Here is a 22,136-nt window from a genome sequence, read left to right as displayed (position 1 = left end):
TTGAGGATGTAACTATGAAGCGACATTCTGGAATGTGCCCGGATCTAATACTTGACGGCGAGTTTTGAAGCGGCAAATATAATTCCAATTCCATGAGGAATCGTACTTGTGGCACAGCCCCCAAGCCAAGCCAGCGATCGGGTCTTCAGTATCGGCTGCTGGGTCGCGATATAAACCTAATGCCTCCGGAGCACCTTTGATATGCGACATGATTTCAAAATTAATTCCATCAGGTGACCATTGGCAGGTATTTTTTTCTGGCCCATCGGTAGTCAATAAACTGGCGATACCGCCTTTCACATGCCATACAACAACTTCATGACCACTATTGCTGATCGGATTGAACTCGGATTTAATATAGGGGCCTTCGATTTTGTCGGCGATAGCAACTCCGTGCTTTATTTCACGCCCACCAAAATTCATACGTTCACCCATAATTTCGCCTTTGTAATACAGATAAAACTTATTCTGGTAAAACATCAAACAGGGGTCATGTACTTTGTGGCTATCAAAATCACCGCGAATTTTACAGTGAAAACGGTTGTCTTCATCACCGTCCCAAACACCATTATCCGCTGGAACTAAAATTGGAGCCGGGCTTTTCAGCCAAGGCCCATAAGGCGAATCAGAACTCGCCATAGCAATACATTCTTTAGTGCGATTTAAATACGGTGCCTTAACGGTTTGGTATACCAAATAATAGCGACCTTCGTGAGCCAATACTTCAGGCGTAAACACCGCGCGATCGTCATAAGAGCCTGGCGCACCCGGAACAACTGCAGGCCCCTGCTCTTTCCAATCCCAACCGTCGCTTGACGTGGCATGCCAAACCTCGGTTTTATCCCAAGGAAATACTTTATCATCTGGGTTGCTGGTGCCGAAACCAACCGTTTCGCCTTCACCCTTGGTATACCAAACATGAAAGAAACCATCAACACTGATAACCGCCGAAGGATCGCGGCGAATCATGCCTTCTTGGTAGGCAAAATCCCCCCCCAAAGGTTTAACATCAAATTCAAATACCCAATCTGCATTTTTTTGGTCATAACCACGCTCAATCGCACGGAGACTGGCTTTACTTAATTTCTTTTCTGAAGCATCACCCATATCTAACTCACTTTTGTAAAAATTATGACTTTAATCATTCTTATAATTTCCGGGTATCTATTATGCGCGACGCTCTAGAGAATGATTCACTGAAAATAGATTCGCCAATAGGCTTGCTCCCCGGGCTGCCATCAATGCTCCTTGATGCTTAATCGATTTTCCATTATAAATCTGAATCGCTGTAGCGTAGCTATCCACTAAGTGATCAGCACCGATCAGATGTATTTTTTTTCCTTTACCATAAAGATTTATTGCCGCTTTTACCTCAGCACCAATTAGCACACCCGATAAATATGCGGCACTCACATTTTTGCCATGCAGACCAGCCAACACTCTGGAACGCGTACTGAAAATCAAGTTCAATAAAAAAGTATTCATCAGATTGGCTTTGATGCCTTGGTGAAAAGCTACATCATCATGCACTTGCGCACCGCTAACCAACAAACTCTGCGTACATAAACCTTCAAAGAGTTCACCAGAAAATGCAGTGTAAAAATCCACAATTTCCCCCCGCTTAAATAGCACCCATTTCGAATGGGTTCCGGGTAAACACAATAACGCCTCTTTAAATTCTGTTTTGGTCGCCTGTTGCATCCAACCCAGAATCTGAGTTTCTTCTCCCCGCATAACGTCGGGCAATCCTGCGCGCGCCTGGGTTTTAATGCCAGGAACAATATAGGTGTTCAATTCACCCACTCGAAAATTAACTAAATGTTCTGCTAATCGACACGGGTTAACAGGGCAGTCAATGTAAGGCGTTTCGTATAAACCTACATTGGAGCCTACTGCACCGCTCATTACAATTGGCATGCCCAAAAATTGCTTGGGTAACTGCTCAATTGTATTGATCAAACATACTTCAAGCTCAGTACGTGATGAATGATTAATACCAATAGGCCGGATGACACTATATATAATATCGCCCAAGGTATTAACCACCTGTAGCCGAAAATTAGTACTGCCCCAATCAATGGCAATCATTTCACCCAAGATATAATCCTCATACCCGCCGTTATCAGTACAAGAAGAGCGAGGATGCTATTAACCTTCCAATGACACCAGACTGGCACCCTGTTCAGGCGTACAAATAAAAGGAATTGCAATTAATCCGGTTTTCAATTGGTAATCAGCAAGAATGGGGGCAACGATTGATAACTTTTGTTTTGGCATGAGAGCGACAATACACCCACCAAACCCGCCACCTGTCATACGCACACCACCTTCATTACCTAATTCTTTATCAAGCGCTGCAACCAAAAGATCAATTTCAGGCGTCGTAATCTGAAATAGGTCTCGCATTGATATGTGGCTTTCAGCCATAAGTTGACTTAAAAATGCAACATTATTTGTAGCCAGCGCCTCAGCTGCTTTCAGTGTGCGCTCGTTTTCTTCAATCACATGCTGCGCACGCTTACGTACCACATCAGATAACTGATCCGCAGCCGCAAAAAAGTCTTCTTTGGTTACCTCACGCAAAGCAGTTTGATTAAAAAATTTCGCCGCTTCTGCACACTGTTCACGACGTAAATTGTATTCACTATCGACCAATCCTCTTTTTACACCGGAGTTGATAATCACAATTGACAACTCTGGCGGCATAAGGATTGGAGTGGTTTTCAGACTGCGGCAATCAATCAATAAAGCGTGACCCTGTTTACCACCAGCAGATACCAATTGATCCATAATCCCGCAGGCACACCCTACATAATTATTCTCTGCTGCCTGACCAATCAACGCTAATTCAGTGAAAGGGAGTTGAATATCTGCAACCGTTAATACCGCCTGCGCTATCGCAACCTCCAAAGAAGCCGAAGAGCTTAGTCCGGCGCCCTGCGGAACATTGCCTGAGACCACTAAATTGCATCCCTTGAGTTGATGCCCCCGATCCACCAGTGTGCGTACTACTGCTCGGACGTAATTGCTCCACATTTGCGTGGGATGATCTCGATAGCTTTCATCAACCCAGAAGCGATCATCTTGTTCCGCGTAATCAAGGGCAACCACTTCGATTAAATTGTCATCACGTGCTGAGACTGCAACCAACGTGAAAAAATCAATCGCTGCCGGTAGCACAAAACCATCATTGTAGTCAGTGTGCTCACCAATCAAATTAACGCGCCCTGGCGCTTTCGAAATAACATCAGGCAACCGATTGAAGTGGTCTGTAAAACCACGAGTAACACTTTCCAACATGCTCATAACAAAATCCTCTAACCTGCAGATGCAGCGCTTTTATAATGAATAGCAGGTTGATCGCGCAGATATTGCGCCGCTTGCTCGGGTGTAATATCCCGCTGAACCTCACCTAACATTTCATAACCCACCATGAATTTTTTTATTGACGCTGAGCGCAACAAAGGCGGATAAAAATGTGCATGTAACTGCCAGTGACTATGATCTTCAGACGTGAAGGGTGCACAATGCCACCCCATGCTGTAAGGAAATGAGGTTTTAAATAGATTGTCATAACGAATCGTTAATTGAATCAAAATATCTGCTAGCGATTCGCGTTCCTGCGATGAGAGGCTCAGCATATCTGGCACATGACGCAAGGGTAACAACAGCGTTTCAAACGGCCAGCTGGCCCAATAAGGCACTACCACCAGCCAATCCTGATTTTGCACCACAATACGCTCTTTAAACTCCAACTCTTGCTGTACATAATCCAGCAACAACGGCCGCTGATGCTTCTGATGATATGTTAATTGCTTTTCATCCTCCCGCTGCGGCAAGGTAGGCACAGAACCTGTTGCCCAAACCTGCCCATGGGGATGGGGGTTAGAGCAGCCATTAATAGCGCCCTTATTTTCAAAAATCTGAACCCACGAATAATCTTCACCCAACTCGTGATACAGATCACACCATGTATCGATCAGTTTTGTCACCGCTGCCTGGGACATTTCCGGTAATGTTTTATTGTGACTTTCGGAATAACAAATAACACGACTGGTACCGCGCTCGCTCTCAGCACAGAATAGATCGCTATAGCTTTGATAATCCCTGTCTTCCGAATCCAGCGCGGCAAAATCATTCGTGAATACATAAGTGCCGACGTAGTTTTCATTCACTGTGCCGTTAATGCGAGTATTGCCTGGGCATAAATAACACGTTGGGTCATATGCCGGTTTATCGTCCGCCCCCTGCACCTCAATTTGACCTTGCCAAGGACGCTTGGCTCTATGGGGCGATACTAATACCCAATCACCTGTCAACGGATTAAATCGACGATGAGGATGGTCACTCAATACAAACGCAGGCTCCATATACCTATCCAATTACTATCAATGATTGAACATTGTCAACAATTTACACCATGAGACGAAGTAATAACAAGCACTATTTAGCAGATAAATCACACAAGCTCATCTTTCCCGTGTTGCATCAGGCCGCGATAGCGCTCTATATATCCTGATTTCCGCCCTTAGGTGGGTGAATACCAGCCTCGGCTGTATAAATACAATCAGGAAATCCGCTCCAACTTAAAAGGATAAGTTTGATTCGCTCGCCACTGCCCAACATACAAATTTTCATCTTCGTCCACGCACAGTGCGTGGCAATGATTGAACACATCCCAAGTGCTCTTCATCGGTTGCAATTGATTGTTGATATACTCCGGTCGAGTTCCACCGAGATTGGCAACGACACGGTTGTGCCGATCAAACACACTGATAAACCCTGAATCATCAGCATTTTTTCCGTCAATATGCGACCAACAAACTGGAGCGAAAAAATAATCACCCTTAAATACTGGCCCACCAATATAAGCACCTGCTGCATCGATTACGCCACGATATTCGCCATTTAATTCAAATAATTTTAAAACTCGCTCTGCCCGTGAACTCACAATCAAATGCGGATCTTGTGGATTGCGTAAATCCACTTCTATGCCGTGGGTGTTTTTTAAATTGAGTGCAGGATTAGCATTATCGCCGCCACCCCAATGACGAATGTAACGCCCGTTGGCGTCATACTGCAGCAGATAATCCGAGCCGTAGCCATCGGTAATATAGAGGTCGCCATTGGGCGCCACCGCTATGTCGGTCGGGCGAAAAGGTTGATCTGGGCGATAGACCCCAATAGTTTGTGGATGGCCAATGGTATAAATCAAACGGCCATCCAAGGTGAGCTTGGCAATAAAGCCGCTTTGCGCAATCACTTTATTATAGGGTGATGCCCAATCATCGGTAGATTTTCCATCCCAATTGCGATTGAGCACCCAGCCGCTATCCACCAAATAAACAACATCTTCACCGTTCTCATTAACGATGCGCAGCGCATGGGCTCCTGGAAATTGGGTGCCCCAGGCATCTAGCAATTTGCCGTCCTTGTTATACACAATCACGTTATTCCGCGGATGATCGGTCACCATCACTATGCGCCCCTGTGAATCTATCGCCAAGCCATGGCAATTTTCTACCGGCGTTTTTTGCGCATCAAGCAAACCCCAGTGACTGTTAACGCGATATTGAAAATCGCCCTGCCCTACAATCAGACCATGTGGATCAATATTGGATTTGGGTAAGGGAATATTTTTCTTAATCATTGGCGGGCAAGCTCCGAATAAAACAATAAAAATCTCTGCCGAACACTACTCCGGCAGAGCAATAACCAACAACACTACTCAAAAAACTATGCAGCCTTCCAGTTCAGAATGGCGTCATCATCAACGGGGTACAATGGATAATAAATAGCTTCGTTTTCCTGGAACGCCTGATTGGTGATGGCGTTGTAGGCACAAATCATTGACCAACGCGGTTCGGATGAGCGATTTTCATTGGATTTGTGTAGCAAATTGCAATGGAAAAACAAGGTATCGCCCGGCTCCAATTCCACATTGATCAGCTCGTGATATTTCATTGCTTCGTTCACAAACAGCATATCAGCACCTTTTTGATCACCAGTTTTATTGTGATCCAAACGCCCTAAATGGTGCGATCCTTTTAATACCTGTAAACATCCGTTCTCTACCGTTGCACGGTTAATCGCCACCATACAGCTCAATGATTTTGGATACAGCATTAGGTTGTCACGATGCCAGTAGCCGAAATCCTGATGCCACTCCCAGGCACCACCCACAAAGGGTTCTTTCATCATAATTTTGGTGCTGGTGTGATAAATTGGCTCGCCAATTAGGGTTTCGGCGGTATCTACCAAACGGCGACCGCGGGAGAACATGCTGTAAAAATCATCGCCGGTTTTTTGCCACAAACAAACCTTACTCACTTTTCCGGTTCCGTCCTTTTTTTGCCACGCGCGCTCATTTAATGAGTCGTCATTAAATGCGGCTTCCTGTAAACGTTTGATTTCTTCTAGCGAGTAATAACCACGCACAATCACATAACCATCGCGATGGTAGGTTTCAATCTGTTCTTGAGTCAGTTTTTTTGCATTCATTATCTAGTCTCCAAGGAGGTATTTCTGCAGGCTCGCATTGTTAACAATCATCATTTAACATAATGGAAAAAGCAAGCTCTTTATTTATATATAAATATCATATTCCTATAAAAATACGTCAATTTATACAAAAAGCTGTTAATTTCTGCCTATTTGGTAAAAGATAGGGCTTTTTTGAGGGGTACTTATAGGGAATTGGGATTTATGATTGAATTCATCCCCGACAAATCGAGACAACAGGACTGAACGACATTGACGACTGCAACCAACAAATATGCGGTTCCCGCCTTGGATAAAGGGTTGGATATATTGGAATATCTGGTGACTCAGGAGCTGCCGAAATCACAAACGGAAATCGCCCAAGGCTTAGGCCGTAATCCCAATGACATTTACCGGGTGCTGGTTGGCCTGGAAGCTCGGGGTTATTTGGTAAGAGATGAACTATCGGGGCGCTATCGGCTGTCACTCAAGCTGTACAACTTATCACGCAGTATTTCGCCGATTGATCAAATGCGCCAATGCGCTCTGCCCTACATGGAAGATCTGGCAGTTAACATTGGGCAATCCTGCTATCTGGCAATGCTTTATCAAAGTCAGACTATGATTATTGTGCACGCGCGCGGCCACAGCCCTATATCACTCAATATGAGTGAAGGCTCCTTATTCCCTACCATGACGACCACAGTGGGCAAGTTGCTTCTTGCCAATAGCAACTCAGCTGTGCGCGATATGATTTTGGAACGCGATGCCGACTATGCCAAACTCAGCAAAAATAAACGTGCCGAACTAACCGCCGAACTGGAAGCGATCAAACAAAATGGCTGTCTTGCCGCGCAAAGCCCCTTTATTGAAGGCGTCACTGACTTTGCTGCGCTTATTGGCAGGCCAGAAGGCAAGGTCATCGCCGGACTGGCCATTTCACCTTTGAAGTCGCGCTGGAGCATAAAAATAGAACAAGATGAACTACATAATCTAGTAATCACAACTGCGAATAAAATTGCACATCAACTGGGTGATTTATAACTCGCTCGACCTCCAACATGATGCCGCTATTTTATTAACACATCATCATCAGCAATGATAGTTGGCCTTCCAAGACTCTAGGGGACATGCCTAAGCTACTCAACGAGCATAGGAGAAAGTCATATGAGCAACCAACGATACACCCCGGAATTCAAAGACGAAGCAGTCAGGCAAGTTAATGAATGGGGTTATTCTACAGCTGAGGTAGCCAAACGCCTCGGTGTTTCCACGCCCAGCCTTTACAAATGAGTCAATTCTGCTGCTCCTGATAAAATCTGGAGCTCAGGAACAGGAGTTACATCGCTTAGCTAAAATCATGCGGAAGTACAGGATAAAGGCACAAATTAGCTATAAACGGCATTACTGTGGTGCCCAACAAAACCGGACAAAAAATTAAGCATACTTTTCAAATTCAATCGGACTTTTGTAGCTCAGAGTTGAATATGGTCTTCGCGAACTATACCAGATCACAATATAAGCTCGCACATTCCGAATCACATCTTCTCAATGGCGATATAAATTGTACTAACTCAGACCTGATCTGATAGTTACCGGTTTTTACGAATGCCTGTCAGTTTAGATTTGAGCTAAATTCTTTTCAGCCCAAACCTTTCCATCAAGAAAGGTTTCCATCGCTGTATGACCACAGCAAACCTTTCCTTGATGAGTTCTCGTTTTGTTGTAGTATTTCAGTCTTTTAGCCAGTTGGTAAGGCGAATCCTCGGTACATGTTCAAACTGTTTAATATTGTGTGTCACAACCACCAACCCCCGCGATCTCGCGTGACCGGCAATCATTTCGTCATAGGGACCGATCGGCCGCCCGATTTTTCTTAGCTCTGCCCAGAACGCACAGTAAAAAAGCATGATAATGCGATTAAACAAATCAAAAGATTCGCTCAGCTGCTCATATGACCAGTACGCTGTCTTAGTGAACAAAAGCGTACTGGCGATGTCCGAACGCATCGATCTAAATATGTCATCAGCTGTTTCTGCTACGGTTCCACTCTGCTGGCTGCCGTAGCGTTTTCTGTTGCGGTTTGTTTACGAATCTCCGGTTTAACGCACACCAAGTCACTTGGTGTGGCTAGCCTCCACACGTAACCGTCGATACAGATGTTCACGCCTTTGTTTTCAGAATGCGCAGCATTTTCCTGGATGACTCTTTGTCGCGCCTCCGGCGGGACGCAGACATGGTCATTGGCCGCCGCCAATCGATGAACAAATCCTGGCTTACAGGGAGCCGGATTCGGGTAACGTGAACGATCAACGGCCAAACGAGCACACTCGAGAAATGTTGAACGCTCGGGATTAAGTTCTTTTTCTTTAACCGCTAGATTTCGAGCAGCGGGTGTAACACAAATATTGTCACCGGGCACCGTTTTGCGAGGAGTAAACCCGGCGCGACAAGGCGCTATTCGAGATAACGCCGCAGCATTGTCTGCCACTGCCTGGTCGCGAGATTCTGGTGTAACACAGACGACATCACCAGAATATGCTTCTCGCCAGACAAACCCCGATTTGCATCTACTCGCACCCGCCGTTGTGACCCAATCTCCTTTTGACCAAGGCCCACAAGAAGGATAACGAGGATCGCCACAACCCTTTACCAATAATTTATAGCGCGCACCAGGTCGCATGTTCGGAAAGGTAAATTCCTCAAAACCGACAGGGCGAACGTCGCGTTGGTCAGAATTACCACGTTCATCCTCGACACGAACGAGTAGCTTTTTATAGTCACCCACATTGCCCCACCCCACCGTTACACTATTTTCTGTCGATTTAACATAGCGAACCTCTGGAGCAACTTGCGCAGGCAGTGTCTCCTGCGGCTTTCTCGTTCTGATACTCGTTTCAGAGCACTCAACGACACTGCCGTCACTGTACACGGCACAAATCTGGAACTGATATGAAGTATCCGGCTGGAGCCCAAGCACAGTAAACGTATCTGATAAATGAGCGCTCGTAAAACGTGTGCCTACGCCTTCTTGGTCCAGCCGGAAGCTTTCTACACCATCAGACCCAGGATGTTGATATGCAATCACTGCCATACCCGGTGCGTTCGAATAGGCTGCGGTTATTACTGGCGCTACTTCAGCCCTCGACGAACTATTGGTGATCATTAAAAAAAGGAGGAAAAACCAATACACTGTAGATTGCAAGATGCCCTTCAATTTTTCGTAGTGAGTATTAGAAAATACCAACCAGCCTTTAGTTAGATTAATTTTCATGTGGAGCTCCTTCATATAAATTTTCCGTTACGAAACAGCTTATCGTTTATAGATCCAACGCCCATACACTCAAAACATCATTTTTAGTACACCTGATAAACCACAACATCTATCCCCGATTTCCATAGATCCTCAAATGAAATAGATACTATATACAAGCCTCAATTCTGGTGCCTGTTTTATCAGCAAAGGCGGGTGGATCGAAATATTTCTTCCAGGACGAATTCGCCGTATCCACTCCCAATAATCTCAAAGTTAATTGGTGCCGTTTCCGCGCACCCTGCTCTGTCATAGCAGACGCTCCTTAGCGAAACGAAGATATGATATGCCGTGGGCCTATGGGTGCCAGTGGAAAAACACGGTAGTTTCTGTAGGACAACGCTGACAGAGTGGCACGATCAGCCACCTAGTCCCAGGCTTGTGAGCTGCATGTGCGGGGCAAGCCATGAAATGATTATCTGTATTCTCGTGTAATTGACATTACGATAAACGCGAGCAGTTATATAAGAGTTGAGAAATTAATAACAAATAATTCTTTCTGACCCGCAATTACCCGTGGCGTCAAAAGCGCGGCTCCGCTTTAATACAGCGTATCTTAGGATCAAGAAGTTTCGTAAGCCATTAGGAAATCAATTGCTCACTTGATAAAACCCTCTCCAAAACCACAATTTAACGCGGCGTTACGTGTGCAAGGAAATATCTGAATGCAGGAAGTAAGATCTAATTTGTACCCTTGTCGGCACTGCGAGGAAACGGGTGTCTGCAAGTCTGGCCTGAATGGTTCGAGTTGCCATGCCTGTGCAAAGTATCACGACTTGAAGGGAGAAGAATTCGTTGGACTGGCATGCGGTACTTGTGGCGGGCTGGGGCAGTCTGAGCCGATGACTGAGCGATTAAATAAACGAACCAAGCCGTTGCTGGCCATGGGGATCGTATTTCTGGTTCTTATCTTCGTGTTCGTTCTGGCGCTCAGTAAAAATTCGCATTTTCCCGAGTTTCTCGCCTTCGCGGGCACATTGATTGGCAGTGTTACTGCATTCTATTTCAACAGTCGGAACAACACATAACAATGTGGTCAACGGTACGCCAACTACGCCCCGCTCCGTTGCGGCCCGTTACAATTGGCGTAATGAAGTAAGAGAATGTAGATCTCCGATATAAAACGAGTGTTTGAAGGGCAGCAAAAACCGAACTTATGCATAATAAGAAAGAACTTATAGAAGAGTGGTATAGAAGAGTGTCTGTGACTCAGGCAGCTCACTACTATTCAGCTGGAAATTTCAGTTCCAGGAAATATTTCCTGGGCGTTCCTACTGTCATACTCACTACACTTGTAGGCACCTCCGTTTTTGCAGCGATACAGAAAGAGCCCGACTATTCAATTCAAGTTCTTGTCGGCCTTGCCAGTGTCGCAGCCGCGTTGCTTTCTGGACTTCAAACTTTCCTAGGAGATGCAGAGAGAAGCGAAAAGCATCGTACTGCCGCAGCCAAATATGGTGCTTTGGGCCGAGAGCTGGAGTGCTTCCGCGTTCAAGGCAATGAGATCACGGAGGGAGACCTAAAAGCATTACGGCAGGCACTAAATGAGCTAGCTATAGAATCTCCAAGCATTCCGCTAAAAACTTATAGAAAGGCCGGAGCTGCAGAGCTAAAAATATTGCCTAAAAACTAATATGCGGACCTAGAGGTCCGCACTATTGAGCTGTTAAGGCTACAAAGTATGGAGGGCACCCCACCGCCAAAAAAGTTACCAATGGTTTGGTGTGATTTAAATGCTTGTGGCTTAAGCGGAGCTGAGGATGATGACTGTTATTATTCTTTGCATAGGGAAAAACTTTTAGAGCTTGGTCCAGTAGAAAAAATAGAAGTATTCGTTTATGACGAAGACCTAGTTGAGGAAGGAAACCCAGAAGCATTTGGTTTCGTTGCTAAACTGGAAAGAATCTAGGGTTTTAATAGTGAATGGCGTGCTCGCCCAGATAAAAATACATGGTATAGAGGGTCCTGTGCCTTATCACGTGCAGTTTCCGCCTTATTGGGCAACAAACTTTTACACTTTTGGTGCTCTCTCATTGCTGAATCCGTTTTCTTTAAAGGAATCATCATTTAATACTGAGGAAGCGGAACGAACACCTCGCGCAGCTGCAAAGGGTGCTCTTGTAAATTGGGTAGGAATATCAAGCACACCAGAAGAGCTTTGGTTTGACTGGTCTATAGCCATTTCTGCATCAGCCTAACAATCAAACGGATCGCGTCGCTCCACCGGATAGAATTTACGCAGCCAGGAAAAAAGGAACAGAAGGATGCCCGAAGAAATATTAGATGATGATTCAATTCTACTTTGCTCTAATTGCTTTAGAGATGAAGGGCTAAGAATAGATTCAAACAAAATCGGTGTTGAATCATCAGAAGAATGCCCAAACTGTAACAGCTCAAGTGGTAAAAAACTTACACAACAGCTTATACAAGAATTGGCTTGGCGATTTTTTGTAAGTGGAACAACAATCCGCTGTGAGTATGGGGCAGCACCAGTAATTCAATGCAATGAATATCACTATGGGAAAAGTGATATTAGCCCATCAGCGTGGTTAGAGAATGATATTAAGCTGATTGAGGAGGCTGCGAAAATCGGTTTCTTTCATTACGGGCCACGCCTATGGATGGTCGGCGAAGTTGAACCGCTTAAAGATCTCCAACAAGAAAGCAGTCGTGACAAGATTATTGAACGTGTGCTACAAGAATATCCAGAAAAATTATTTGCCAATGGCACTAAGTTCTATCGCCTCAGAGTGAATCCTAATAATCCTGCTGCCCCCGAGGAATACGATAGTCCACCACTTGAGTTTTCAGGCCGTGGACGTTTGGATTCTACTGAGTTCTCAGTTATGTACGGCTCGCAGGATATTGATGTCTGTATCCATGAGTGTCGCGCATCAGCAGATGATGATATATATGTAGCTACATTTATAACTGTGCGAGAGTTACGTCTTTTAGATCTAACACATATTTTAGAGGAAGATAATACGGAGTTTGAAAGTTTAGACATGGCTATACACATGTTGTTTCTTGCCAAGTCTCATTCGTATGAAATATGTCGAGCTATAGCAAAGGCAGCGAAACACGCGGGATTTGATGGAGTCATTTACCCTTCATTTTTCAGTTTGATGCGAACAGGAGGTCATCCATTCGAAACCAGCTATGGTCTTTCTTTGAGGCGATACCATCCTGAGAGAGAAAAATACGTGGGGGCTTACACAATCGAAAACTTTGCGTTGTTTGGACACCCCTTACAAGCTGAGTTAGTGAAAATAGACTCTATCAATCGACTGATAATTACACAAGTGGGTTACCAAGGGCATTTTGGGCCAGTTGAATATTGAGCTTGGGGAAACTTTCCGTGTGAAATACCTAACAATCAAACGGATGGTGAGCTTCCGCCGATTTGAGTCATTTCGCATAAGGAATGTCTGCAAATGGCCGATTTCGTGTTTCCGGCATCTATTTTAAAGAGATCTGCAACTGGATGAAAATCAGTATGAGTAATAATGAATTTTCAGCAACGGATGTTATTCAGCTGTCCCCAGAAGGCATCAGCCTTATATCGATGAGATTGATCCGATTTTTGAACGTGATCGACAAATCGAATGCATAGGAAGTGCTCCTTCTTTAGAGCAGGCGATTCAAAATTTCAAAAATTCATCGCCTGAAGTCCAATCATAAAAGTTTATATTTTCATCAGAAACAGGAGCGGTGCCAGGTTTCGTAGTTAATAAACAATTTAGCAAAACAGCCTGTGTAAAAAGTCTGTTTCCTACTGAAAGAGATTTTAGACACAAAGACGCTGTGGGAGATGTCAGAAGGTGAATCAAAATTCAGGATTGATTATTCAATTTCGTTAGATAATCAAGCATTAAGCTACTTGGAACCATTTTTTGAAGAAAAGGTATCTAAAGTTCCCAGTGACATGGTTGAGGTTTTTCAATTTATTCAAGACCTAAAGTCTTTGTTGATCCGCAGCCTTACATGAATGAAAATCTACACAACCTTAACCCAAGCGAAGACATAGGAAAGATACGAAATCGGCTGCGAGCATATGAAATATTGCGCAAGTTAAACGTTGAGAAGCTAAAGCAGAACCAGGAAATACAAACGACGCTATCGAACAAAGGTCTTGAGGCAAATACCCATAAGCTGGTAGCCTCGATGTTTAAGAATCGAAGAAATAAGAAGGCCGTCGAATGGATGGCCATAAAATATTTGATCATTTACTGCCAACTAGTAAAGATGGCAGCTATTCAATCGAAGAACCCGAAACGCTCGAATAAAAATAAAATTATGGAATACTTAAAGTTTTGTCATAATGACTTAAAGGCGCTTTCTTATCGCGAAATATTGCTAGCAAAAAAGTATTTTGAACTAGGTCAAGAATTTAAATTCTTCAGAAATATACAGAAAAAACAGGGAAAACTTTTTACCAAAATTAATAGTATGGTGTGGGACCTATACCATATTTGGCAACTTGAAGAAAATTTTGTATTGGCTTCAAAAGGCGATATTAGGTATTTTTTTCCTGCCATTTTGACGTTTGACCAAGGCTTGAATGAAGTAATGGATCTTTATCCTCTTAAAAGCATAGCCTTCGGTAAGTCATTGAATAAAACAGTTCCATTTTACAACGGAAACTTTATCAATGATATTGCTGACAATGATCCCGATAACATTGAGGTGATGGGATATTTTTTTGAAAAAGAACAGATTTACTTTAGAGACAAACACCGGTCAATGGAAAAGAAGTATTTGCAGGGTCTGGCATTAACGCTTCAAACTGAGCCTGAAAAAATAGCGGAGGTCATTCGGCCTTCAATACTATCAAATTGGTATATATCAAAAGCGAAATAGATTACTCGGCAAAAGCTAAATAGTTGTCATAGCTAATAAAACAACATTTCATGAAACCTAAATTAGATACAGCACTTGTGCTTCCCAAACTTTACAGATTGAGAGATTCGTAATGCCTCCACTTGATCAGATCGTGATTCATATATGAAAAAATACTTATAGCGTTACATGATAAGTCTTGCCCCACTATTATTAATAGCAAACCATTTGTTGCGAGTTTGGAGTTCTCCAAAATTTTCTTCATGGCATCCGCATCATCTTGAGAGGCTTTTGGTTTCTTTTCGGCATGAGTGTGCCATTCGCCAAGATAAACATTTCCCAATTTATTTTGACGAACTAATTCTCGTTGTGCACTCTGTGGGTGTGAGCGGTAATGACGCGGACCTCTATCATCTTTTGGATATGGACCTGAGGCACATTTAATAGTAAGAGTTTGCGCAGATATTACACCGAATAATTGTCCTCCGGCCTCAGAACACCATGCATGGCGTTGGCGATTTCTAATCAAATATTCCACGACTTGTGATTCAATAAATATATCTTGTATAAAATTATCACTTATTAGTTGGAGGCTGCTCATACGTTAAGCTCAGTCTGTAGTCTCATGGCCACAAAAAATCCTTAATGCATAACTCATTATCAAACTCAGTTCTTGGCACCAGGTTACGTCGATGGGCTTCGTTACAACTACCAAACCACGTACGCCTCATTGATACAGAAATTTGATTGGTAAGGATATCAATCACGAGTCGCGCAGTAATGTTAACTGTAGATTGAAGTTCCACCGCACCGTGAGGTTGGAATGTATCTCCGCAGCCTGCCATAGTAACCATATGGTTTGCAGTAGCAGGGATGTCACATAATCTAAAAGAGACCTCCATGTTGTCATCGAACATATCATTAATAGTATCAGTTCCGAACAATGCTACAGCGTGACCGGCAATGGCAAATGCTTCGACCCAGGCGCAAACATGTACCAGGTTAGTATTGTTTGCTCTTCTCCAATCATCCAAATACAGATCACCGAGTATAGTTATACCCGCACTTACAATGACATCAGCTTCTTGAATTAGCGCTAATTCTTCTTCGTTTAATGTTTCGACCTTTTTATAATGGGCAGTCACATCTTGCATGTGAGGGAAATCACTTAGCAATAATGTGCGAAGCGCTTCAACTTTTTTGGCTCCAGTATAACCAACACCAAGCAAATGGCGGGATGCATTGTAAGAAGCTAATTTATCCCCATCGATTAAGTGAAGCGTTCCTATTCCGGCTTGTGCTAGCAACCGAGCTATTGACGCACCAAGTGAACCACAGCCACAGATTACAACCTTTTTGTTGCGCAAGTTTTCATAATTTAAATCATGGTCGCGGCCGTGGACCCAAGAACCGTCAATTCTTGCAACATCTATTTTGTAAATTCTATTCCCATGGAATGCTCGCCGCACAACCGGGGCTGGTAAAAGTGTTCCTGTTCTAAAACCACGTCGTACGTCTGCTAACTTTTTACTTTTCAATAAAGCAGAGAAAAAAACGACACCGTTTTTGGAATGTGCACCAATCACAATGAGGCAGTCTCTACCTGCGACCAAAATTCTATCTTGGACCTCTATAGGAACCAGCTGGAGCAGCTGATTGCCAAATTCTGGAAACTCATCTGGACTCCAAGGACTATCCAGCCATATTAAATAGCCTCGGTAGATAGTTGCTGAGTTGGTGTTATTGCGAAGATGCATAAAGTACTTCGCTAGTTCTTCAGCCGTATCTGCTACAAAATATTTCCTATAAATATCTGTTGAATAAGCGATTAGTCGGCTTTCAGCTTTCAACGAAAGTAAGCTATGAACATGTTCTGGATTACTGTGGGATTGGGTCCAATAGGCTAACGCCTCAAGTGCAAAATCTTTGCGGCGTGCAACCGGGTCCATATTTAATAACTCTTGCGCCCATGCCAGATGTTGAATAATCCGTTTTTCCGGATCATCTTTCATCGAGCTGCGCGGAAGGCAGAGCCCTCCAAGGTCATTGATATGTGGCCAATATTTACTTTTTCCGTGTTTATATTCAGGAAGCCAGAGCACCGGTTGTGTGCGTGGAAAATGTTTGTCTATTGCAACATATAAGAACGTTATGTTGGGATAATTCACATCTCCTTCACGCAATTCAATTCGCCAGACAGCGGCAAATAAATTTAAAGGCAATCGATCACGGGACTTGGTCGTTGGTGGAACTAACGACCATCGCCCCGATAATTGACTATCCAATTCACTTTGGATACGTTGCAAAACCAATTCGTAGTTCATTAACCGAATCGGCTACCGTCGTCGTTGCGTTCTGAAACTTTCGATGAAGTCACTACAAATGCGGATTTTTGTGCGATAGTTTCCTTTGGAGCACGTGCAGCAAAGAAGTCCGTATTAAAAATAGTATCCCAGGTTTCCAATGCATTTTTTTGAGAACAGTCAGATTCATCCAGCGTCTTTAACTGATCCAAGGCCCACGTTAGCTTATCCTTCAAAAAGTTTACTGCTGGGTCATCCTTATCTGCCAGGTTTACGCCCTCCAGCACCGGATGTTTTACTTCAGTGGATGTATCTAATGCTTTTTTAATAGCTTTCCATGTATTACGTATCGCTAAATCGTCTCTTCCGTCGCTAGATTCGAAATGATCTACTACCAACTTTGTTATGGTGATACCTGAAACAGTTTTTTCTTTCCACTCTGCTTTGCTTCGCGCAAATTTTTTCGTGTACCGTACCACTCGGCGAAGTTGACTGCCGTCAACCACATCACCCGAATTTAGGGTAATGACTTTTCCATTGAACCAGCTTGTTACGGCGCGTGCGTCAGAGCGAACCCATTCATCACCACTCGCAAGCTCACAATACTCTTCATCTTTTCCATCAATATCTTCTGTTTGAATCCGATAAACAGGGTAGTCAATGTGGTATCCCATCGCATAAGTCTGACGAACGCAATTAGATCTTACTTCAGCAGGGCTCTTTAAACGGTCATCATCAGACAGCGCATCACAAACTCTCTGACGCACTTCTAGTGGAGTTAGATTTAGGATTCCAAATAAAGTTGTTAAATCTTCAGGTTTGAAATAGATTCCATCATCAATATCGTATTCATACGCGTCATCCTGCACCATCGTTTTCATGCTGTATGAACCTTGCGAATCGACTTGCTGTGGTTGAGGTTTTTCCAACCTATCCAACCCGTTTTTCAATCGAGTACGCCCAGCATCACGGTGTGTACGCATCGCATCTTGGCTGCTTTTACCCAGTGTTACTTTCTCATTGTGATATGCCACAAGATCTTTGTTGCAATTGTTATCTGTCATTACATCAGTCTCCTGATCAATTTAGTGTAGTTAGTAATGCATCCCTGAAAGACTGCATGTAATTCGTGGGATTATTTGAATTCATTTGTGACCATGCCCAATCAACGTCAGATATTGCCTGGCGCTCCAAAGCGTTTAGTGCCTTATCTCGTGCATCATCAAGATTTTTTAAATAGTTTCTCAGCTCATTCGATGGACACTGAGCTGGCATTCGATAAGCGAAGCTGCCATCGTTACGCAGTGACGCTATCTTCATAGCGATATAGTCGTAGCCAACAGCTTGGGCATTGAGGCTTGCTTCAATTGCTTTTATGCCAACTTTCCAGCCCAACGAGGTTCGATTGAGCTTTCTATCAGAAATTTCTTCACCGCCCTGTGAGGGCAGCGAACCCAACATGAATAAATGAATGGGGCGCGAGGTCTCACCTCGATCATGGAGAATCTCGCTCGCTTCAATCATACCAAGCGCACCTGGATTATTTGCCCACAATCCGCCATCCACATACACAGCAGTAGTTGAAGAACTTGTACCACTTGGTTCGACTAATTTCGCCATGGAACGCAGCATGGGGGCAGCAGATGTTGCAAGACAAATATCAGCGAGTGTTCGTGAATTATCCCGTCCATTGGATCGGGAGAGGTGTTGTGTCTTAAATACAACCGAGGAGTGGCGGTTAATATCAAGTGTTGGAATTGCTAATGCGATTTTTCGCTCGCTATAAATGTCACCAACAGTTTGCTCTTTGAATGCGTTTGTTAACGCGTCTTTGAGCGCGTGGTTACCTTTTGCTAATCCAATACCCAAACCGCGAATTAAAATATCACCTAAAATTGGGAAATGACGAACAGCTTGAAAAGGGAATATTTTTTTACCTTCTTTATAATATAGGTCACGGACATCTTTTAAGGGTACACCTGCGGCAAGTGCACAACCGACAATGCCACCCGTGCTGGTTCCGACTATGAGATCGAAGGCTGTGCCAACATCCAATGCCTCGCTTATGTTATTAAGCGATGCAAGCCGAGAGGCGAACGTATTCAAATAGGCCGATTGGTATACGCCACGCATACCCCCGCCATCCAGACATAAAACGCGAAACGGACTTTCTGTTGTCATTTATCATTTCCATTGTGATTCGGCTCACGATATATGGGGTCAATGGCTTCTATTTCAACCATATTGATCAAAAAATGTTATCAAAAGACTTGAGGGCACAAAATCACTGAAATAGCTCCCCTACGAGTGAAAGCGGTTTTGAGAGGAGTTCTTAATTAAAATTGGGCTGGTAGGGATGATCTGGTGACTGCGTTATTGACGCATTACAAACTAGCCGGTAATTGGGGGATATTATTACCCTCATCATCTATTATTTAGATGGTACGCCACATGCTTAAGTGTCGACGGGCATTCCGCCAGACATTTGCCATCTCAGCTTCCGCTTTTGGCCGATCTGCGACATTAGGGCCGCAACATTCGATTATAGCGCCCCCGGCAGGATGAACCTGCATCCTCACAAGTTGATCACCTTTGCACCATGTCGTAGACTAAAGGCAGGAATCTAAATTGCTGGACAGCGAAGTCATGAACATGAAAATCCCAAAAATTCTTAAAATCCCTGTGGCAGCCGTCGTGCTCGTCGCGAGTGTGGCGTGGATACTGCTGAAAGCGGCGGTTACTGCGATTGGCTTGATGGGCGGTCGTCCCGATGAGAGGGACGACGCTCAGCAGATACATGCACCGAACAGAACAACAGACGCGGACAACAAGTACAGAATGTCCGGCTTTGGCGATTAGTCACTTCACCAATCTTGAGGGGTCGGAAGCATTGGCTACCCCTCCACCTGCATCCATAAGTGTATTAGCAAACCTCCCACCGTTGATTCCCGCCATCCCGACCAGCATCGTAAAAAGCAAAGGCAGTACGAGAAACAAGGAGCGAATCACGTAGCGTATTACCTCCACCGTTATATCCAGCCCTGAATCATTGCTAAACCTGACCCCAAGGAGAGTTGTCGGGTCGCTATGATCCCCCCATTGGGTGACGGCCGTGAGGAAGAAGTTGTCCATCCACACCGCCACGGCGAACAGGAAGGTCCAGAAGAACACGCTGAACTTAACCGCCAGCGCGGTTACCAAGACATCCAGGCGATAACCGGATAGCACCAGCAGCAACGGCGTCACCACCGTAAAGAACATGAGGATAACGGCCTGGATGATCGGTCCGGCGTCCCGATACATACGTGCCTTGGTCCGATCCGGGACCGACATCGCTGCCGCGACACCCGATGTGACAGCATCAGCCGCCCCGCGCCAGAAGCCGTCCCGAGGGTAGTTGTTATTGATCTGCAGCCGCTGGATGTCGGTATTCGCCGAGAGCAAGGCCCGTAATAGGTCGTCCCGTGTCGATTGGCTAGTACGGGTGAGCACCTGGAGGATCGCCGACCAGGTGCTCTGTTCCTCGCTGTTGCCTAACTCATCCGCGAAATAATCCAGCAGCCGTCCATGCAGCCCATCGGATTCATCCAACCACCATTGCCGGCAATAGGGAAACCCTCGCCCATCGGAGTACTCCGGGGTGACAATGTTGCTGTCACGGTCGCGGTCGTACCGGATGCTCCAGAGGCCTTCGGTCGTGCGGTAGTGACCGTAGTAGCTACTGTGTCCTAGGAAGAAGCGACTGCCGGGCCACATGATGTCCTGGTCGATATCCTCGATATCCTGGGGCGCCGGCGGCTTGTCCCGCAGGTACCGGTTGAGGCTGGGCCGCCAACAATCTCTATAAAACATCGCTGTCTCATCACGCAGCTGCTTATCGTGGATTTGCAAGGTGGCCAGCTCGGTAGAGATACGACGCAGATCCGGCTGACACGGCAAGATGCCAGCGGCCGTTGTCGCCAAGCCTGATGAGAAAAAATCCCAGATATACCAGATGATCGGCACCTTCGGTGTACGGCCGTCCAACTCCAGGGCGTCGATGCGATCGTAGGTCGTGCCTGTCTGTCCTATGCGGATCTCTCGGGTAGTTTGGGTCAGACTATCGCCATTGACCTCGCATTGATGGATATTGGCCCTGACGCTTTGAGGAGCGAGATTGATCGCCGGGTTGCAGCAGAGAATCAATACAAAAAACGCGACATATAACTCGATCTCCGAGCGCGCAAAGGCCTGCACACCAATATCGGTTTTATCACGGCTTTTCCTTGCCTCAATGAGATTGCGGATCACAATAAACGCGAAGGGAATCAGGGCAACGCCGGTGCCTGTCAAGAGGTCCCACAGGCTGTTGAACATGAACCAGCCAAGCACCGTGGTGTACAGCTCTATGCTGCTGGACACGATCACAGAAAACGCCCCATCAACTGGAGTGCATCAAACGGAAAGAACAGCTCATACACGATAAAGATGCGCAAAAATGATCGGCGCCATGACATGATCGTATGTGTGAGTTCGGCGTTAGTCACACCATCGCGTTGCCCGCACCAGGTGGCAATCTTTGGCCATACGACAAGGAGGAAACCGCCGTAGCACAACCAACGAAAACCCGTCAGAAACCAAAAATGATCCTGAACCAGGTTACCGATATTCAGCACAGCACCCGGACGCTGAGCCAGCCACAAACCCAGCAACCCGAGAACGACCAGAGCACCCACGAGAAACAGCAATCGATACAACCATTTCTTGAACCAGGCTAACCGCGGTTTTGTCGGAGCCGATGGTGACACCGTCACGGTGGATTGTTCCGTCATCTCAGCCACCTCAATTCAACTCAATGCCGCCATCGCGGATGCGCGGTGTTGAAGGCGGTGCTGGATTGATATTGGCAGCATCCGCTCCAGCCGCACGTTGCTCATGACGCTCCGTCAGTACCCGCGCCGTGCTGGCGAGAACCTGTTGACGCACATGCTTTTCATACAGGATGCCATCAATCTCGCTTTGCAATTTTTGAATCGATGTATTGATTGCCGTTTGCGCTTCCGCGTTCGCCGCGACGTTCGCTTCCTGCTGGCCGGCGCGCAACAAATCAATCGCCACCAGCGCTTTCTCGATCGTGCGGGCCAGCGCAATTTCCGTCGCCAGCCGATTGGCTAACAAGGCACGCTCCGGAGCCGGTTCCTCACGTAGCGCCTGGATGACGG

The 22,136-nt window shown here is 45.3% G+C and carries 22 protein-coding genes and 2 pseudogenes; 9 read left to right on the top strand and 15 right to left on the bottom strand.

The window, feature by feature from the left end:
* Nucleotides 1-12: 12 nt before the first annotated feature.
* From ACSV5M_RS18830 to ACSV5M_RS18805, 6 genes are all read right to left on the bottom strand, one after another.
* A complete protein-coding gene (locus tag ACSV5M_RS18830) occupies nucleotides 13-1,107 on the bottom strand; it encodes a glycoside hydrolase family 117 protein (protein WP_439178114.1) in 1,095 nt (364 codons plus the stop codon).
* Nucleotides 1,108-1,167: 60 nt separating this feature from the next.
* Complete coding sequence (locus ACSV5M_RS18825; protein ID WP_439178173.1) at nucleotides 1,168-2,088, bottom strand: 2-dehydro-3-deoxygalactonokinase; 921 nt, start codon at nucleotides 2,086-2,088, stop codon at nucleotides 1,168-1,170.
* A gap of 60 nt (nucleotides 2,089-2,148) precedes the next feature.
* Nucleotides 2,149-3,306: a galactokinase gene (galK, locus tag ACSV5M_RS18820; protein WP_439178112.1), complete on the bottom strand. Its 1,158-nt coding sequence runs from the start codon at nucleotides 3,304-3,306 to the stop codon at nucleotides 2,149-2,151.
* A gap of 11 nt (nucleotides 3,307-3,317) precedes the next feature.
* Nucleotides 3,318-4,370 (bottom strand): UDP-glucose--hexose-1-phosphate uridylyltransferase, encoded by a 1,053-nt coding sequence (locus ACSV5M_RS18815; RefSeq protein ID WP_439178111.1) that lies wholly within the window; start codon nucleotides 4,368-4,370, stop codon nucleotides 3,318-3,320.
* A 197-nt stretch (nucleotides 4,371-4,567) separates the two neighbouring features.
* Nucleotides 4,568-5,650: a 6-bladed beta-propeller gene (locus ACSV5M_RS18810; RefSeq protein WP_439178110.1), complete on the bottom strand. Its 1,083-nt coding sequence runs from the start codon at nucleotides 5,648-5,650 to the stop codon at nucleotides 4,568-4,570.
* Nucleotides 5,651-5,736: 86 nt separating this feature from the next.
* Nucleotides 5,737-6,501 carry a phytanoyl-CoA dioxygenase family protein gene (locus ACSV5M_RS18805; RefSeq protein ID WP_439178107.1) on the bottom strand — a complete coding sequence of 255 codons (765 nt, stop codon included), beginning with the start codon at nucleotides 6,499-6,501 and terminating at the stop codon, nucleotides 5,737-5,739.
* A 252-nt stretch (nucleotides 6,502-6,753) separates the two neighbouring features.
* On the opposite strand from ACSV5M_RS18805, the gene ACSV5M_RS18800 reads away from it, so the two are divergent.
* Entirely contained in the window at nucleotides 6,754-7,524 is a 771-nt protein-coding gene (locus tag ACSV5M_RS18800; protein WP_439178105.1) for an IclR family transcriptional regulator, read from the top strand.
* A gap of 123 nt (nucleotides 7,525-7,647) precedes the next feature.
* Nucleotides 7,648-7,770: pseudogene (locus ACSV5M_RS18795) on the top strand (transposase); the annotation flags it as partial.
* Between the two features lie 330 nt (nucleotides 7,771-8,100).
* On the opposite strand, the pseudogene ACSV5M_RS18790 reads toward ACSV5M_RS18795, so the two are convergent.
* Together ACSV5M_RS18790 and ACSV5M_RS18785 are read right to left on the bottom strand one after the other, a co-directional pair.
* Nucleotides 8,101-8,217, bottom strand: a pseudogene (locus ACSV5M_RS18790) (IS481 family transposase); the annotation flags it as partial.
* Nucleotides 8,218-8,518: 301 nt separating this feature from the next.
* Nucleotides 8,519-9,754, bottom strand: coding sequence for a fibronectin type III domain-containing protein (locus tag ACSV5M_RS18785; RefSeq protein WP_439178103.1), 1,236 nt, complete (start codon nucleotides 9,752-9,754; stop codon nucleotides 8,519-8,521).
* 815 nt (nucleotides 9,755-10,569) lie between these two features.
* Between ACSV5M_RS18785 and ACSV5M_RS18780 the strand changes: the two genes are divergently transcribed.
* From ACSV5M_RS18780 to ACSV5M_RS18755, 6 genes are all read left to right on the top strand, one after another.
* Nucleotides 10,570-10,821, top strand: coding sequence for a hypothetical protein (locus ACSV5M_RS18780; RefSeq protein WP_439178101.1), 252 nt, complete (start codon nucleotides 10,570-10,572; stop codon nucleotides 10,819-10,821).
* 128 nt (nucleotides 10,822-10,949) lie between these two features.
* Nucleotides 10,950-11,426 (top strand): SLATT domain-containing protein, encoded by a 477-nt coding sequence (locus tag ACSV5M_RS18775; RefSeq protein ID WP_439178098.1) that lies wholly within the window; start codon nucleotides 10,950-10,952, stop codon nucleotides 11,424-11,426.
* Nucleotides 11,427-11,474: 48 nt separating this feature from the next.
* Nucleotides 11,475-11,702 (top strand): hypothetical protein, encoded by a 228-nt coding sequence (locus tag ACSV5M_RS18770; RefSeq protein WP_439178097.1) that lies wholly within the window; start codon nucleotides 11,475-11,477, stop codon nucleotides 11,700-11,702.
* 10 nt (nucleotides 11,703-11,712) lie between these two features.
* Entirely contained in the window at nucleotides 11,713-11,991 is a 279-nt protein-coding gene (locus ACSV5M_RS18765; RefSeq protein ID WP_439178095.1) for a hypothetical protein, read from the top strand.
* A gap of 66 nt (nucleotides 11,992-12,057) precedes the next feature.
* Complete coding sequence (locus ACSV5M_RS18760) at nucleotides 12,058-13,134, top strand: RES family NAD+ phosphorylase (RefSeq protein WP_439178092.1); 1,077 nt, start codon at nucleotides 12,058-12,060, stop codon at nucleotides 13,132-13,134.
* A 643-nt stretch (nucleotides 13,135-13,777) separates the two neighbouring features.
* A complete protein-coding gene (locus ACSV5M_RS18755; protein WP_439178089.1) occupies nucleotides 13,778-14,653 on the top strand; it encodes a hypothetical protein in 876 nt (291 codons plus the stop codon).
* A 91-nt stretch (nucleotides 14,654-14,744) separates the two neighbouring features.
* On the opposite strand, the gene ACSV5M_RS18750 is transcribed toward ACSV5M_RS18755, so the two are convergent.
* From ACSV5M_RS18750 to ACSV5M_RS18735, 4 genes are read right to left on the bottom strand one after another with little or no spacing between them, the layout of a single operon-like run.
* Nucleotides 14,745-15,233, bottom strand: coding sequence for a Mov34/MPN/PAD-1 family protein (locus ACSV5M_RS18750; RefSeq protein WP_439178088.1), 489 nt, complete (start codon nucleotides 15,231-15,233; stop codon nucleotides 14,745-14,747).
* Between the two features lie 22 nt (nucleotides 15,234-15,255).
* Entirely contained in the window at nucleotides 15,256-16,956 is a 1,701-nt protein-coding gene (locus ACSV5M_RS18745) for a ThiF family adenylyltransferase (protein WP_439178086.1), read from the bottom strand.
* Nucleotides 16,956-17,999: a cyclic GMP-AMP synthase DncV-like nucleotidyltransferase gene (locus tag ACSV5M_RS18740; RefSeq protein ID WP_439178085.1), complete on the bottom strand. Its 1,044-nt coding sequence runs from the start codon at nucleotides 17,997-17,999 to the stop codon at nucleotides 16,956-16,958. Before ACSV5M_RS18740 ends, ACSV5M_RS18745 begins: the two co-directional genes overlap by 1 nt.
* 16 nt (nucleotides 18,000-18,015) lie before the next feature.
* A complete protein-coding gene (locus tag ACSV5M_RS18735; protein WP_439178084.1) occupies nucleotides 18,016-19,116 on the bottom strand; it encodes a patatin-like phospholipase family protein in 1,101 nt (366 codons plus the stop codon).
* A gap of 447 nt (nucleotides 19,117-19,563) precedes the next feature.
* Between ACSV5M_RS18735 and ACSV5M_RS18730 the strand changes: the two genes are divergently transcribed.
* Nucleotides 19,564-19,794 (top strand): hypothetical protein, encoded by a 231-nt coding sequence (locus ACSV5M_RS18730; RefSeq protein ID WP_439178082.1) that lies wholly within the window; start codon nucleotides 19,564-19,566, stop codon nucleotides 19,792-19,794.
* Here ACSV5M_RS18730 and ACSV5M_RS18725 read toward each other — a convergent pair whose 3' ends face one another.
* The 3 genes from ACSV5M_RS18725 to ACSV5M_RS18715 all read right to left on the bottom strand — a co-directional run.
* Nucleotides 19,795-21,342 (bottom strand): conjugal transfer protein TraG N-terminal domain-containing protein, encoded by a 1,548-nt coding sequence (locus tag ACSV5M_RS18725; RefSeq protein WP_439178081.1) that lies wholly within the window; start codon nucleotides 21,340-21,342, stop codon nucleotides 19,795-19,797.
* The gene (locus tag ACSV5M_RS18720) at nucleotides 21,339-21,746 is read right to left on the bottom strand and encodes a hypothetical protein (protein ID WP_439178079.1); all 408 of its coding nucleotides are present in this window, start codon (nucleotides 21,744-21,746) and stop codon (nucleotides 21,339-21,341) included. The genes ACSV5M_RS18725 and ACSV5M_RS18720 overlap by 4 nt, the downstream gene beginning before the upstream one ends.
* A gap of 10 nt (nucleotides 21,747-21,756) precedes the next feature.
* Nucleotides 21,757-22,136: hypothetical protein (locus ACSV5M_RS18715; RefSeq protein WP_439178077.1), on the bottom strand; the 380-nt coding region annotated here is incomplete at its 5' end.

It is taken from the genome of Cellvibrio sp. ARAG 10.3, assembly GCF_051846955.1.
GTDB lineage: Bacteria > Pseudomonadota > Gammaproteobacteria > Pseudomonadales > Cellvibrionaceae > Cellvibrio.
This window is presented reverse-complemented; position numbering and strand designations above follow the sequence as displayed.

What these genes read in the sequence shown, in the direction of transcription:
- ACSV5M_RS18830 (WP_439178114.1), bottom strand. Translation starts at nt 1,107, where the DNA reads ATGGGTGATGCTTCAGAAAAGAAATTAAGTAAAGCCAGTCTCCGTGCG.
- ACSV5M_RS18825 (WP_439178173.1), bottom strand. Translation starts at nt 2,088, where the DNA reads ATGATTGCCATTGATTGGGGCAGTACTAATTTTCGGCTACAGGTGGTT.
- galK (WP_439178112.1), bottom strand. Translation starts at nt 3,306, where the DNA reads ATGAGCATGTTGGAAAGTGTTACTCGTGGTTTTACAGACCACTTCAAT.
- ACSV5M_RS18815 (WP_439178111.1), bottom strand. Translation starts at nt 4,370, where the DNA reads ATGGAGCCTGCGTTTGTATTGAGTGACCATCCTCATCGTCGATTTAAT.
- ACSV5M_RS18810 (WP_439178110.1), bottom strand. Translation starts at nt 5,650, where the DNA reads ATGATTAAGAAAAATATTCCCTTACCCAAATCCAATATTGATCCACAT.
- ACSV5M_RS18805 (WP_439178107.1), bottom strand. Translation starts at nt 6,501, where the DNA reads ATGAATGCAAAAAAACTGACTCAAGAACAGATTGAAACCTACCATCGC.
- ACSV5M_RS18785 (WP_439178103.1), bottom strand. Translation starts at nt 9,754, where the DNA reads ATGAAAATTAATCTAACTAAAGGCTGGTTGGTATTTTCTAATACTCAC.
- ACSV5M_RS18775 (WP_439178098.1), top strand. Translation starts at nt 10,950, where the DNA reads ATGCATAATAAGAAAGAACTTATAGAAGAGTGGTATAGAAGAGTGTCT.
- ACSV5M_RS18770 (WP_439178097.1), top strand. Translation starts at nt 11,475, where the DNA reads ATGGAGGGCACCCCACCGCCAAAAAAGTTACCAATGGTTTGGTGTGAT.
- ACSV5M_RS18760 (WP_439178092.1), top strand. Translation starts at nt 12,058, where the DNA reads ATGCCCGAAGAAATATTAGATGATGATTCAATTCTACTTTGCTCTAAT.
- ACSV5M_RS18755 (WP_439178089.1), top strand. Translation starts at nt 13,778, where the DNA reads ATGAATGAAAATCTACACAACCTTAACCCAAGCGAAGACATAGGAAAG.
- ACSV5M_RS18750 (WP_439178088.1), bottom strand. Translation starts at nt 15,233, where the DNA reads ATGAGCAGCCTCCAACTAATAAGTGATAATTTTATACAAGATATATTT.
- ACSV5M_RS18745 (WP_439178086.1), bottom strand. Translation starts at nt 16,956, where the DNA reads ATGAACTACGAATTGGTTTTGCAACGTATCCAAAGTGAATTGGATAGT.
- ACSV5M_RS18740 (WP_439178085.1), bottom strand. Translation starts at nt 17,999, where the DNA reads ATGACAGATAACAATTGCAACAAAGATCTTGTGGCATATCACAATGAG.
- ACSV5M_RS18735 (WP_439178084.1), bottom strand. Translation starts at nt 19,116, where the DNA reads ATGACAACAGAAAGTCCGTTTCGCGTTTTATGTCTGGATGGCGGGGGT.
- ACSV5M_RS18720 (WP_439178079.1), bottom strand. Translation starts at nt 21,746, where the DNA reads ATGACGGAACAATCCACCGTGACGGTGTCACCATCGGCTCCGACAAAA.